Genomic DNA, 14,048 nt, shown 5'->3' with positions numbered 1-14,048 from the left:
GCAATCGCAGCCGACGGGAGCGCGAAATCCGAACACCAGCATCCGCATCGCACCTTGGCAACAGGGAATCGCCGTCCGACGAGACGGAAGGGGAGTCGGGCAAGGGCCCTCCGGCAACGGACCAAAGTCCGCGGAGTATGCTCCAGTCGAGGCTCCCAGTTTCCGCAAGGCGGCGGGAGCAAGTCACTCGACGCAGCGCGAAGCGCACCGTTCATGGCCCGGAGAGGCGGCTGGCCTCTCCGGGTCAACTTTCAGCTTTCGGAATTTTGTTTCTACTTTGGCTGTAAGTGCTTACGCGGTTTGCACAGCATGTGGCGTTTGCTACAACGGCGATTGCGAAATACCATCGGAACAGTGTTCCGCAATTGTTCACTGCTGTTCTGATCTGATTACCGATTTTTATGCCTGTCACAGATTTCAGTCTCGATCGCGGTCTCCCAGCCAGTCCTGAGGCCGAACGCTCCATCCTCGGCGCCATTCTGCTAGACAATAACCTGCAGAACGAAGCTCTTTCCACGCTGAAATCCGATCACTTCTTCCTCGATGCTCATCGCCGGATTTATCAGCGCATTATCGAACTGTCGGAAACGAACCGCCCGATCGACATCGTCACGCTGACTGAGGAATTACTGCGCTACAAGGAATTGGAGGCGGTTGGCGGAGCAGCATATCTCGCGTCCTTGACCGATGGCGTGCCGCGACGCTCGTCAATAGAGCACTACGTTCGCATCGTGCGCGACAAGGCGATGCTGCGTAACCTGATTCATGCTGCCAACGGTGTGATCTCCCAGGCGCTTGAGCAGGCGAGCACTGCATCCGAGGTGATTGATGCCGCTGAGTCGAGCATCTTCAACATCTCGGAACAGCGTAGCGGCCAGCAGCTCACGGATATCAAGACGATCGCCATGGAGTCCTTTGGCGGCGACCTGGATAAGCTGTTTCAGCGTGGCGGACGCATCACGGGGCTCGAGACCTACTACACCGATCTGGACGATATGACCAGCGGACTGCAACAGTCGGACCTCATCATCATCGCTGCTCGTCCTTCGATGGGTAAGACGGCGTTTGCTATCAATATCGCCGAGAACTGCGCTGTGCAGGGGGGCAAGAGCGTCGCGGTGTTCTCGCTCGAAATGTCGAAGGAAGCGCTGCTTAACCGTATGCTCTGTTCACAGGCACGTGTTGACGCGCATAAAATGCGCACTGGATTCCTCGCCCGCGAGGATCTGAACAAGCTGCGTGGGGCGCTCGACAAGCTCATACAGGCCCCCATGTACATCGACGACACGCCTGGCATCTCGCTTACAGAATTGCGTGCCAAAGCGCGTCGCAAATCGATGGACAAAGAAGGTCTCGACCTGATCGTGATCGACTACCTTCAGCTCATGTCGGCATCAGCCCCAGGTGGCCGCCGCTACGAAAACCGTACACAGGAAGTTTCGGCAATCTCGCGCGGACTCAAGGCAATTGCAAAGGAACTCAAGGTTCCGGTGATTGCGCTTTCGCAGTTAAGCCGTGCTCCTGAAAGTCGTGGTGGCAAAGACGCCGAACCCAAACTGAGCGATCTTCGCGAATCAGGTTCGATCGAGCAGGACGCCGATATCGTGATGTTCCTCTATCGACCCGAGTATTACGACCGCAACAACCCGGAGCTGGAAGGCAAAGCCAAAGTGATCGTAGCCAAGCAGCGTAACGGCCCGACAGATACCATTCAGCTCGCCTTCATCAAGGGCTCCACGCGCTTTGAAAACCTGTTGCGCGAAGAGTGGCTCCACGACTAGCCCTTTGGGGCAATAGCGATTTCGGTCGTTATTGCCCAATGTTGTTGTAGCTTGCGTTCAGTTGCGGAGTCGCCTGCCCAAGCACGTACTCGACATTCTTTCCGCGAACTTCGAGTGCCACAGTGTCTTTATTTCCTTCCGGCACCAGTTCGGTGTGCTTCGGACGCGCTTCCAGCGGTTGCTCGGTGAATTTCACCTGTGCGACGACCTGCTCTTCGTTTGCTTGCACTAGTTCGGACGCGAGTTCATTCCAATACTCGCGAACAAACTGAAGTTCGGCGCCCTGTGCCGTGTTGACCTGGCGAACCTCATATTCTCCCATTGGCAGTAGCACCCCTCCCACTTCGGTTGGAGACTTGATCTCGAGATGTCGCACGTTGATCTTGTGTTGATGTGCAGAAGTTGGTGTTGCGGCATTTGATACGCACGTTGTTGCCAGTGTGAGTACCATGGCCAAGTTGCGCGCGGTTGCGAAAGCTTTGAGATGTTTCATGCTCGTGTCTCCTTTTGAAAGTTCGGCGCCGCTCTCGATGCTGCGCCTTGTTTCATGCACAACCGCGAGACAGCAGATTTATTCCCTGTACCGCTGATTTCGCTGTTCAGGGAATGACCGCTTTACTCCAAAGACTGCGCACAGATGCGATCGGACTCTGAATTCGCACCGCAATTCCCCTTATGTTTCCTATGAATGCCGCTTATGGCCGCACGGGCGTGATGTGGGAGAGCTATACTGAATTTGTATTTGTAAGGGTTGAATCGCCTTGTCATCCACACAGCAGAAATTCTCTATGCACACGCGCCCAAACTGGGCTGAGATCTCTCTTTCCGCACTGGCTGAAAATTACCGTGTGATTGCGCGGCATCTCGGCCCCGACGTTACACCTTGTTGCGTAATCAAGTGCGACGCCTACGGTCATGGCGTCATCGAAACCGCACGGGCGCTCGAAGGAGCGGGAGCACAATGGCTCGGTGTCACTTCGACCGAGGAAGGTATGGCTGTGCGCGAAGCAGGCGTGCAGTTGCCGATTCTCGTCATGACCGGCTTTTGGCGTGGTGAGGAAGAGACGCTGTTGCGCTATAACCTGACGCCCGCGCTAGCGACGATCGAGCAGATCGAGGCACTGGAAAAGGCAGTCGAAGTCGCAGGACCTGCGGGACGCAAGGTCGCGGTTCATCTCAAGGTCGATACCGGCATGTCGCGCCTCGGCGTGTCATTGGCGGAGCTTCCAGCGCTCGCTGCGCGGATTGCCGCTTCACCAGTGGTTGAGTTGCAAGGCGTCTTCAGTCATCTTTCCGAATCGGAAGTTCTCGACTCACCTGCCGCAGAGAAACAGCGGGTCGAGTTCAACCGGGCTGTGGCCATCCTCGCCGAAGCAGGACTGCAACCGCGTTATCGTCACCTGGCCAACACTGCCGCAACCATTGCTCGCCCCGATACTTGGAACAACATGGCGCGACCGGGCCTTGCTCTTTACGGATACAACCTGAAATGCGAAGGACCAGGTGCCGACGCTGCCCTTCTGCCGGTTCGTCCCGTACTCAATTGGAAGACGAAGGTTATCTCTCTTCGCGACATCGCTTCTGGCACGCCCGTTGGCTATAACGGACGGTGGCGCGCGAAGCGTCCCACACGCCTGGCTGTAATCCCGGTCGGCTACGGAGACGGCTTCATCCGTCGTCTGTCGTCCGAGGGACGCGTCATTTTGCACGATCACTATGCGCCTATCGCGGGCAACGTGAGCATGGATCTGACGATGATCGACGTGACGGACATTCCAGAGACCGCTATCGGCGACGAAGTTCTCCTCATCGGCCGTTCGGAGCACTGCTCAGTTGGGGCCGACGACATGGCGCGTTTGGCTGGCACAATCACGTACGAGATACTGTGCGGGCTTTCGCCTCGCGTTCCCCGCGTTTACGTCGAGTAGGATGCAGTGGAGGAGATTTCCTTTTGCTGTCCGGAAACGAATGTGTAACTTCTGATGTTCGGGCTAGAAATCCACGTCTGTGACACACAATCTAAACAAGGGGCGAAGAATGAGCGCGGAACTCGGACCGCCCCCGACCCCCATTTCCGGCACTTAATTGATCGCTGGATCCGCTCTCGATTCTGGATTGAGTGACGCTCGACAATGTCTGATGGATGTCGCAAATCAGCTACATTCAACGAGCTAAAGTCTTCCACAGCTTCGAATTCGACAAAACCAACCCGTGTGTTACAATCCCAACTGAAGCCAATAGGAAGGCTGGTTCATCCTCAGAACCGCCTCTGAAAACGTGCCGAAGTGGCGGAATTGGCAGACGCGCATGGTTCAGGTCCATGTACTCGCAAGGGTGTGGGGGTTCGAGTCCCTTCTTCGGCACCAGAAATTTTATCGCCTTTGGAATCAATGACTTCCAAAGGCGTTTTGCTTTTAGCACGGTTTTAGCACGGTAGAATTGGCCAAGGAGAGCCTCTCGATGGCCAATCTGAAAGTTGCTCTGTATCGGTATTGCAGAACCCAAAGTGGATGGCGCCGCCTCCGTATCAATCCAGTCAAAAAAGGTCGCGGATGGGACGAGCAATTGCAAATTCCGTCGGGCCAAAGAGTGCTCGAGTATGGGGAATACCAACTACGCTGGTATGAAGGCAAAAAATCAATCTTCAAAGGCGTAGGTAAGGACCTCCAGGAAGCAATTACGTCCCGCGATAATCAGATCCTTGTGCTCGACGCGGAACGTGCCGCCGCCGAGGCCGGCCGAGAACTTGTTCCAGAAGCGCAGAACCGGATTCATCTTGCCACTGCACGCGACAAGTTCCTGGAGAAAAAGCGGCTTGTCGATCATGACACCGAAACCGTGACCCAGTATGAGAATCTGACGAAGGAGTTTCTTGAGATTACAAAAAAGAAGACGTTTGCGGACCAGATTGAGGAAGTCGATCTGCTCAAGTTCTGCGATGCGCTGCGCAAGCGAGGTTGTGAAGCTCGAACTGTTTCGAACTACTACTCAGCAATTACAACATTCTTGAAATCTTGCGGAATCGACCACAAGGAACTCGTTGCGAAAGAGCATAGGCCTAGGAAAGAAGATCCTGTTCCAGAAGAGTATACGGAGGAAGAAGTAAATCGCTTTTTGGCTGCATGCAGCGACAGGAATCGTCTCGTCTTCGAAAGCTACTTGAAAACAGGATGCCGCGAACTCGAACTCGCCTTCCTTGAGTGGACAGATGTGAACTGGGGGCACTCGACATTCACCATACAAGGCGAAAAGAAGCTGGCCTTGCTCGTTGAAGGCAAGTGGAAGGATTTTAGGTTTCGGACGAAGACCCGCAAACCGCGCGAACTGCCAATCGAATCGTCCCTTTTCGCGAAACTCGAGGCTTGGCACAAGAAAAACCCGAATGCGAGGTTTGTGTTCGGCACCGCCTCCGACCTTCCAAATTTCAAGTTCCTTGATGCAGTGAAGAGGACCGCCCACCGTGCAGGTCTCAATTGTGGCAAGTGCCCCACATGCGTTTCAAAGAACGAATGCGAGAACTTCACAGTGAAGAAGTTCCGCAGTACCTTCGCTACTTGGGCGCTTCGTGGCGGTTTGGATATCCGGACTGTGCAGGCACTTTTAGGCCATACGAAAATTGAGATGACTGCAAAGTACCTCACGCCGCTAAAAGGTAAAGAAGTGCACACACGATTAGCTGCGACATTTGGTCACTTCGCGTGACTGCGGCCGCGGCTCTCTTCGCTCGGTTTGCTGGAGCAACCACCTTTAGCCATTGTGATTTGCTGAGCGATGCCGTCTTCCTTGTATTTCAAACTAGCTTGAATTACGTAGGTGGCGAGTGGGGAGAACGGTTTTTCTGCCGCCATAATGTCGTTGATGATCCCAACCTGGTCAGGATCATTCTCTATGCGGTCGTATAGTCCCGACATCTGGTGATCGAACCACTTTCTAAGGTTATCGATGTCCTCTGCAGAAAGCTTACTTGTCTCTAGCCTGAGAGCATTCCCAGTCCTGTGTTCGATCACTGCCTTCTGAGGATCTGGCTCTATGATCAGTGCCTTGGCTGCTTGTGTCAGTGTGGCGAGTGCATCCCACATTTGCTCGCCATATTGCCGTGATGCTGGATCGAGGAGATCAATCTTGAGTTGGCGTGCGGTGACCTTGTTCACCAATCGAGTGACTTTTCCTGATATTACGTTCTCTTCGAGTGAGTAAATCTCGTCGAGAGCTGAAAGCGCATCAAGCACAAATCCTGTTAAAGCTTGTTTGTAGATGCTGTGGTTTTGTACGGCTTGTCGCTCTGGTTGTCTGTGCGTCCACTCTTTGACGTGGTCCGATACTTTGCTGATCAGAGTTCTTGCCTGCTTCACTTTGTCGTGGGCGCGTTCACGCGGCGTGTCGTAGTCCAGTGCCTTCTTCAAGAAAGCTTGATCGCGTATTTCTGAGAACGCGACGATGAAAACAGCTTGCAAGGTACATGCCTTCAGTGCACCTTCATCCTCCAACGTGTGGAGGGCAGTGCGAAGTACGTGCCACTTCGAAACGTCGCTAAGCTCAAAGAGCTTAGTAGTCCACTGCACAAACTGATCATAAAGCTCCCCCCGTATCTCGCAGTATGCTGTCTTAGTGCCACGCCGGGTGCATCGTTCGGACTCTTGGCAATTACTTACGGGCTGAGCGAGTCTTTGAAGTATCGTTGCGCGGGCAGGGTTACGAAAGTAATCGATGGAGGCAGTCATAGTCGGTCCACAAATGTGTTTATCGTGTATGCACCAGAGCTTAACAGAGGCAAGTGCGATGCCGATATTGGGAGATTCCTCTAGACGCCGCTGGGCATAGGCTCTCAATCATCCGAATGGGACTCGGAAATACCTTCAGGATTTGGGCTGTAAGCTGCTGTAAACAAATGGTCGACAATCGTTCTGTTTTCAGACCAGCTAAGTTTGTTCGAGCTCTCGAGCAAAGTTCAAATACTCGATAGATTTGCAGCGATGGATATCGCGAAACGAATCGAAGAGATGGAGCAGGCGCTCACGGTTCCGATCTTGGCCGCTCTGTTGGAATGCTCCCCAAAGCTCCTGTACAAAATGGTCTCTGCGGGAACGATTCCATCCTTTTCGGTCGCGTCTGCGATTAGATTTGACCCTGCTCAAACGGCCCAGTGGCTCCGCTCTCGTCGGCGCGGAAAGTGGAATCGTGAGTAGCCAAGAACGGACCACCCACAAGCGTCGGCGGGTCGCCGTCTCCGCATGCGACGTGCAGCTTCCGCTCTTCAGTGATCTGGCCGGATCACAACATGACCAATGCCAACCTGCTCATCTTGAAGGTTGCCCTGACCTGGACTGCGACACCAATGCCCCGCTTGCGACGCACTGCCCAGACCCTTCTTCCGCAGAGTTGCAGCCGTGTGATGGTGATGTAGTGGAGGGCACCAGTACAGCTGCTCGGAATACTGCAACTTCGCCGAATTCTCCAGAACATCAGTCACTGTCCGTTCTTTCTGACAATGATCTGCTGTTAATTGCTCAGAGCTACCGGTTGAACAAGAATCAGTCGAAGTTGTACCGGTTTCTTCACGATTCCAGTAGAGCGCGATCAGGAATAGGGCGAATCGTGAAGGCGGGTTACACCTGGCTGGCCAGAAAGCTTGGGATCAGCGTACGAACTGTACAGAGGCACGTCCCACAGCTCGTGAAACTCGGCCTTCTCGCTGTCGTTGATCGGCACACTGACGTTTCGGCTTACGTTTATCGCGTGTATGAGCCCTGTACCCTGCTGCATTCCGGAGGCGAACGGTGAGCGACATTGTCGAGCCAAGTAATCAAGCTCTACTTCGGCTTCTTGCCGCTGCGCGGAGGCGTGGCGTGAAAGCCCGATTCCTTTGGGTCTTGCTCCATCTGCTGAACTTTCCGCGTCAAGGCCTCTGCGGGTTCATTGGGATTACGGCAGCACTCAATGACATTATGGACTACACAATTGCGTGCTTTTCGCTTGAAGACGGGAACCGTGCTGCAATCGAAGAGTGCAAGGACGCTCTGTCATGGGCTTCCGAGGATCCTTCGCAACTGGCGAAAGAGATTTTCCCAGATGCCGACTTGGCCACCGGTGCGGCGGAGCAGTTCCTGAGGATTGAGGGAAAGAACCCCATTAGGCCGAAGAAGGTATTTGCAGCCGCCCATAACCTTTGGCAAGTGACTGCTGACAAAACCCTCAGCAACCGTCATTTCGCTGTGCATACGCCATTACTGATCGCTCACGCGATGCACGTCGAAAGGTGGTTGCCTCGCAAAATGTGGCGAGCGGGCGAGGAACCCATTGATGGCTTTTACCGCGAGCGACTGTACAAGCCGCTGTACTACGGTCGGCAACTCACGTCTCCGAACGAAAACAAGGAGCTTTGGACCGCGGCGCTTAACCTGTTGCCGGTCAACGTTCCATTCTATGAAACAGCAGCGTCATTTATTTCGACGGCTCAAGAGATCGAAGACGGCGCACTTGAAGGAGTGGCAGACAGTCGCGAAGACGGCGAGCGTATCTGTACGAAGATTGCGAACGGGTTGATCTCCATGGCCCGCTTCATTGAGCGAGCCTGCGATGAAAAAGGTGCGTTGCGCAAGGGATGGCAGATCGAAGTCGAACGTGGATTTCAGGGTAGGCGGTCCAAATCGAGAAAACCTGACGAGCACGGCCCGTCAAATGAGAATACGCCGGATTGTTCCGATGTCGATGATGGTGCCCAGGAATGCTTGGAGATCGGAGGAACTGCGGACTTTGAAAGCCGCTTGCACGGAATCCGGGTTCGGATTCCTTTCCGATGGCACGCGGACGAGGTGCAATATCGCGAGCATGTTGAATCTGGCGTTGATCCGCACGAGACACTCGCCTCGACTGATCTGCTACTTCACCACACACGAAAATCTCGCAGCGCGACGCAAGCTGGGTATCTCGCCCTCGTAAATCAGCGGAACCTAATCTCATCTTCGAATCCGCATTTCATCGAGAGCGCACACCGGCTCCGAATTGCGCAGGATGACGCGACTGCCGAAGGCCGAGAATTATTCGCCTTTCTATCTGGCTTGAATTGGACAGGCTTCCTGCCAAGCGAACTCCTGGAGCTTCGGGTATCGTGCAGCGCAGCCAACCTGCCGCAACAGTTCATCGGCCTGGAGATTGAGAGAGATAATTCCACGCAGATTGGCCAATGGCACGTGCCAATAATCGCTCTCGATATTGATCCTGAGCATTACAAAGGTGCTGATCGGGCCTATACGTTCGTCGACTCGATCACGCTCCCCGACCTGACCGATGTGTGGCGCTTGGTCGCGGTCACTGCCGCAGACCAACTTTACGGCGGAGACGTGAATGCATTGCGGAAAGCAGCCTCCAGCTCAGCGATACGCGTATTCAATCGCCCACTCGGTTGGTATCGAGACGAGTTTTCTGCATTACAAAGTGGCCGGGGATGTGCTCGAATTCTCTCACTCGAAATGATGTCCCGCCCCATGTGGCAGCGGCAATACACACTTTCGGATAGCGTTGCCGAGTCCTACCTGACGCACCGGAACGATTACCTCGCAAGGTCCAGGCGTTTCTATCCTGTTGTTGAGGTCAGAGATCTCCAGAACATCTTTGCGAAAGCGACTTGGATGTTGAGTGGCGAGCTTAAGAGTGCTGGCTTCGCTCACGTATGCAGGACGGACTTCATCGCTGCACCGCAGTCGTTGGTGGTGGGGAGTCCGTTTTCCCCCTCCCCGGAAACCGTGCGGAACATAGTTGCTTGGTCAGAAGCTGAGTTCCGGAACGAACAACTCGCATTCTATCGACGGCATAATGCGTTCGTTTTCTTTAGCATCTGCTTCACCACGCTATTCGGCGGTGCCAGTCGGGCAGTTGTTGACCCATACCTCCCATTCACATCGTTTGATCAGGCGCACAGTTGCGCCACAACGCACGACAAGGGTCTATCGAATGCGCGACTTCTGGTTGCGACGGCTGGAATGCTAGAACAGGCAGCGCACCTTGAAGACCATTCAAAGCGGGTCGTATCTAGCCTCAAACTTTCATCGCGTTGGAAAAGAAAGGGTGCATTCCTGCTGGATGAGCAGTTACAGCCTCGGGAGATTCGGCCAGGCACACTCACCGAAGTCCTCAATCGATGCGGTGTAGTTATGAACTGGGGGCGCCACTGCATCGCAACTGCTCTTCGCCGCCCTTACAACTCCGAAGGCGGTTTGTGTGGCTCAGAGGTAAGCGACACCTGCTTGGGGCACGGCTTCTTCGGGGAGCACATGTACGATCCACACTCGTGTTTTCATCCACACAGATACCTCGAGCAAATCACCGCAGCACTGAACCACATTTTGCCCAATCTGGGCCTTCACCCCGTTCCGTTTGGAGATCTTCCTGATGAGCTTCAATGTATTCGATGATCTAAGCCGCCTTGAACTAACTGACAAGCAGGCTCGTGTAACAGCACCTCTGGTGATCTCATTTCTGCGGTCGCATAAGTGTGTCGTGGGCGACGCTCTGTTGGGGCGGAGCAACGCGCCTTGGAACAAGTCGGAGGTCAAAGATCTCGAGGAGCTTGTGATCGCCGAGGCAAATGACCGGGGAATGTGCGCGGACTTTCTCTGGGTTCTGCGGAAGGCGTGCCGCTTCTGGCAGTACTTAGAAGGAAAGCCAGTCTTCTTGCCATCAATTCCGAGTCAATTGCCCCAGGTGGACAATCTGCTGCGGCACAATCGAGCCAAAGCAGAAGCTCAGTACAAAGCTTGGAAAGCAGTTTTGACGCGCGAACTACGAAACGCAGCACGCGAGGGCAGGCTGAATCAACTCGGGGTGGAGTTTCTCGTTATATCAGCAGTGCTTTTCGGGGGCCTGATAGGTGTTAAATATCTACTCGCGCTAGTTCGCTCGGTGCGGCATCGCAATGTTCTGACACTTGCTACACCCGCCCAACTGCATGTCGAACTCTACCTGTCAGGTACGAGAATCCCGCGGTTGTTTCGGTGGCAACCGGATCCATTGAGCGCCGTTCTGTGGCAGAACGTTTCGCTCGAATCTGTAGCCGATCTTCTCGAAGATGGTCCGGATGGCAAACCCTGTACGGACCGCATTCTGCGGAATCGGATCATCGCTCTTATTCGGAAGCGATTTGTGGAAGCCGCGCCGTTGCATGGCAAAAGACTCCTGAAAGGTCTGGGCAGTCTTCGTCGCGCAGCGCAGGTGTTCGCGATTCTCGAAATGCCTTCGCTGTTCGTGCGAATTGCGAGTGCCGAAATCATCTGTCAGTCATTCTCGCGCAGAACACTTGAGCGGCTAACGCCATCCGGAGTCTCTTACTTATGTAACCACACTCCGATCCTATCAATCGATCAAGGCAGGCCCCCACAGCTATTGATGAGATTTGAGGATGATCGTGGCAAAACCCTGCGCGTCATCACGCCAGAAGATGACGACCCAGAATACGTTGGAACTGTTCGGTCACTGTTCGACGTCAACGATTTGAAAAATTCGAAAGCGAAGGTGTCAGCAGCAATTGGCAAAAGCTTCGTTGGCGCTCTTGCCGATTTCGCGCACCTACTGCTCTCGATCAGAACCGACAATGGAGACCGCTGGACCGTGCGGGGAGTATTGGAAACAGTCACTCTTGTCGCGCGTCACCTCGGGCCGCAGTTCGTATCCGAAGATTCACTCGAGAGTGGCGATGATTTTCGGGAAGCCAGCGTGGAGCGGATTGAGGGAGCCTATTCGAAGTCGCTTGAGGCCATAAGGCACAATGTCCGCCTGGCTGCCTCGCTCGCTCGTGCGTACCGCCACCTTCACCGTTTTCTGAAGGGGTACGGAATGCCGGAGCTCACGGACCCAGGGTTGTTGATGGTCTTCAGTCGCGAGAGCGATGTTGATGCGAACATTCTCACCATTGAGGAGCGTGAGGCAGCAATCGAGTACATCAACATTACATGGACATCAGCATCTCAAAAGCGTGCGGCGCCCGTATTGCTCGATTTAGCCCACTGCGGATTCCGACGTCGCGAGGCGCTATACCTGCTGATGCAAGACGTGCTGGTGGATGTCGAGAATAATCCGATTGCGATCGTCGTTGTGCCCTCGGACGCACGAACGCTCAAGAGCGACAATTCGGAGCGCATTTGTCCCGTTGCTCTCATCAACGACCAGGCAGCGCAGAAGCGACTCAGACAGTTCTATATCGACCGGTTTCGGGAAGGCGCCCAATCGACGGACTTTCTTTTTGCAGATGGCGGCGGTCAAGTGCTACCCGAAGATGTATATGACCGCATCGACGATGCACTTCGTCACATTTGTAGTGATAGCGTCAGGTATCATCATGGCCGACACACCTGCTGCTCGTTTGGCCTGCCCGGTCTTCTGTCCGCTGATCTTACATGTGATCCCGATCTCGTTTTTGAGTCGTTGGCTAGCTCCTCGTGGATTCGTCAATGGCGCAACAATGCTCCGTTGCTCTACGGGCACGACAGTCTCACGAAAAAACAAGCGTTCGTGATGACTGAAGTCCTCGGGCATGGATGCCCGTCGACGAGTTTGAAATCGTATTTTCATCTCGCGCCATACCTGTTAAGAGCATATTTGGCGGAATCTCATAGCATGCAACCAGACGCGGCACTGGTGAAACTCGCAAGCGGAGTTCCTGAACGTACACTGCGTTCTTGGAAGCCATTCGTCAACCCGATGAATGTCGCCCTAGGCCTCTTTCGGAGAGCGGCCGAACTTGAAAGGCCCAAAGGTAAAACGACGAGCCCCGCAGTCGCTGAGCGGGAATCTGGAGAAGCTCCATCCAGCGATGTAGATTCCTTTTCACCACATTGGAATCTGGTGTGGGATGTTGAGACTTCTGGGCGCGATTTCGACCAGATTGCTGCAATGTATGGCCACCGTGTGGTGGACCCTGCCGGCGTGGTTCAGCGGGCTCGATACGCACGCGATCTCCGTTCGGGAAGCGGGTATCGGACTCGCGCTGAGTTGTTCAAATCTTCGAGTGGTGCGACGGTCCGGACTGCGTGCCCTCGTAGACCTGACCGTGAAGAGGACCTTGCTATTGTGCGTCAGTACGAACCGGTCCTCATTAAATTGGCGGCGGCAGAGAGCACACGAGAGATAACGCTGGCCGGAATCGAAACCTTCGTTCATCGTGTATGGCACGAACTCACGGTACCGGTCTTCCACAATTGCTCTGAGCATCTCGAAGCTGTCAGGTATGTTGAGTTCCTCCACACATTTGGCTTCACCAATGAGGAGATCGGATTCTACAGTTTCGATACTGCAAAACGGTCGCACACTTGGCCGAAGTGGCGGGAACTTCTCCAACTGAGTCCCAAGAAGCAACCATTTCGGTTGACGCCGCCCGATTCGGAAGCACGAACTTCGGAATGGCTCGGCATCGCGCCAAAATTCTGCGTGACCAGTGGCGGAATCGAATCGAGGGGAGCGTTCGGCTTCCGGCACGTAATGACCATGGGATACATAGTTTTGGGGGAGAATTGCAATCTCCCTTTGGCTAAAGGTTCAGAACACTGGCTCAATGCGGCAGATTTATTGTCACAACGCAGCTCAATTTCGGCAACTCTAGGCCATACCAAATAAGGAGGGAAAGTGCACGATTCGCGACAGAAAAGCCAACAACGACAGGCCGAGCTTTCGGACGGCGAACTGCGGCTCCGTCGAGACTGCTGCAGATTTCGCATTCAGGAATTCACGAGGAAGAGCAAGGATACGCAATTGCCGGCGGTGCAGCGCGCCGCCGCACTTAACATTCAGCCATTTCTTCGACTGAGAATGGGAGATCTTGAGAATCAGATCTGTGTACGGGAAATTGACCGGCGTATTGCTGCGTTCGACGCATGCGCACCTAACCGACTGCGCAGCTTGCGGGTAGCAAGGATCGTGGTGGGTATTCACCAGAAAGTGCTGGTCCGCAGTCGCACTCGCCTTTTGGCAAGGAATGCGGAACTTGCGTCCAAACTGCATATCGGCTCGGAGGAATACAAGCGCTTGATTGAGCTCTTGAAGGATTCCGGTTCTGACCTAAACTCGGATCGTTAATCAGACCGGGAGGACTGGCCGCCAGCCTCCCGGATCATCAAATCGATCACCGCCCACCAACTCAGCTCGATCAGCAGATGAAATCGTGCCTTCAACAGAGCTTCCCGTGCGCGCTCAACCTCAAATCAAGAGCATGGCCTCATGGCTCTGCGAGGTCTACCCCTTTCAAAGGGGCAAGAAACCTGTCGCCATTACTCTAGTTTT

General features: G+C 54.3%; 8 protein-coding genes and 1 tRNA gene. 6 read left to right on the top strand and 3 right to left on the bottom strand.

Translation table 11 applies throughout. The annotated features are described in order from the left end of the window. Positions 1-401 precede the first annotated feature (401 nt). On the top strand, positions 402-1,781 hold the full coding sequence (gene dnaB, locus AC6IZD_RS15775) for a replicative DNA helicase (RefSeq protein WP_497784383.1): 1,380 nt from the start codon (positions 402-404) through the stop codon (positions 1,779-1,781). 28 nt (positions 1,782-1,809) lie between these two features. Here the strand turns inward: dnaB and AC6IZD_RS15770 are convergent, their stop codons facing one another. Further along, positions 1,810-2,274 carry a hypothetical protein gene (locus AC6IZD_RS15770; RefSeq protein ID WP_497784381.1) on the bottom strand — a complete coding sequence of 155 codons (465 nt, stop codon included), beginning with the start codon at positions 2,272-2,274 and terminating at the stop codon, positions 1,810-1,812. A gap of 295 nt (positions 2,275-2,569) precedes the next feature. On the opposite strand from AC6IZD_RS15770, the gene alr reads away from it, so the two are divergent. The 3 genes from alr (at position 2,570) to AC6IZD_RS15755 (ending at position 5,483) form a co-directional block, all read left to right on the top strand. Further along, entirely contained in the window at positions 2,570-3,709 is a 1,140-nt protein-coding gene (gene alr / locus AC6IZD_RS15765) for an alanine racemase (protein ID WP_497784380.1), read from the top strand. Positions 3,710-4,060: 351 nt separating this feature from the next. Further along, a tRNA-Leu gene (locus AC6IZD_RS15760) sits at positions 4,061-4,147 on the top strand. Between the two features lie 94 nt (positions 4,148-4,241). Beyond that, positions 4,242-5,483: a tyrosine-type recombinase/integrase gene (locus AC6IZD_RS15755; protein WP_497784379.1), complete on the top strand. Its 1,242-nt coding sequence runs from the start codon at positions 4,242-4,244 to the stop codon at positions 5,481-5,483. Here the strand turns inward: AC6IZD_RS15755 and AC6IZD_RS15750 are convergent. After that, positions 5,471-6,343, bottom strand: coding sequence for a hypothetical protein (locus AC6IZD_RS15750; protein ID WP_497784378.1), 873 nt, complete (start codon positions 6,341-6,343; stop codon positions 5,471-5,473). The genes AC6IZD_RS15755 and AC6IZD_RS15750 overlap by 13 nt on opposite strands. Before the next feature lie 1,015 nt (positions 6,344-7,358). Continuing rightward, positions 7,359-7,580 carry a hypothetical protein gene (locus AC6IZD_RS15745; protein WP_497784376.1) on the bottom strand — a complete coding sequence of 74 codons (222 nt, stop codon included), beginning with the start codon at positions 7,578-7,580 and terminating at the stop codon, positions 7,359-7,361. Between the two features lie 47 nt (positions 7,581-7,627). On the opposite strand from AC6IZD_RS15745, the gene AC6IZD_RS15740 reads away from it, so the two are divergent. Beyond that, positions 7,628-10,192 carry a hypothetical protein gene (locus tag AC6IZD_RS15740; RefSeq protein ID WP_497784375.1) on the top strand — a complete coding sequence of 855 codons (2,565 nt, stop codon included), beginning with the start codon at positions 7,628-7,630 and terminating at the stop codon, positions 10,190-10,192. Beyond that, on the top strand, positions 10,170-13,385 hold the full coding sequence (locus AC6IZD_RS15735; RefSeq protein WP_497784374.1) for a site-specific integrase: 3,216 nt from the start codon (positions 10,170-10,172) through the stop codon (positions 13,383-13,385). Before AC6IZD_RS15740 ends, AC6IZD_RS15735 begins: the two co-directional genes overlap by 23 nt. Positions 13,386-14,048 lie beyond the last annotated feature (663 nt).

It is taken from the genome of Koromonas humicola, from assembly GCF_059726255.1.
This window is presented reverse-complemented; position numbering and strand designations above follow the sequence as displayed.

What these genes read in the sequence shown, in the direction of transcription:
- AC6IZD_RS15770 (WP_497784381.1), bottom strand. Translation starts at nt 2,274, where the DNA reads ATGAAACATCTCAAAGCTTTCGCAACCGCGCGCAACTTGGCCATGGTA.
- dnaB (WP_497784383.1), top strand. Translation starts at nt 402, where the DNA reads ATGCCTGTCACAGATTTCAGTCTCGATCGCGGTCTCCCAGCCAGTCCT.
- AC6IZD_RS15755 (WP_497784379.1), top strand. Translation starts at nt 4,242, where the DNA reads ATGGCCAATCTGAAAGTTGCTCTGTATCGGTATTGCAGAACCCAAAGT.
- AC6IZD_RS15735 (WP_497784374.1), top strand. Translation starts at nt 10,170, where the DNA reads ATGAGCTTCAATGTATTCGATGATCTAAGCCGCCTTGAACTAACTGAC.
- alr (WP_497784380.1), top strand. Translation starts at nt 2,570, where the DNA reads ATGCACACGCGCCCAAACTGGGCTGAGATCTCTCTTTCCGCACTGGCT.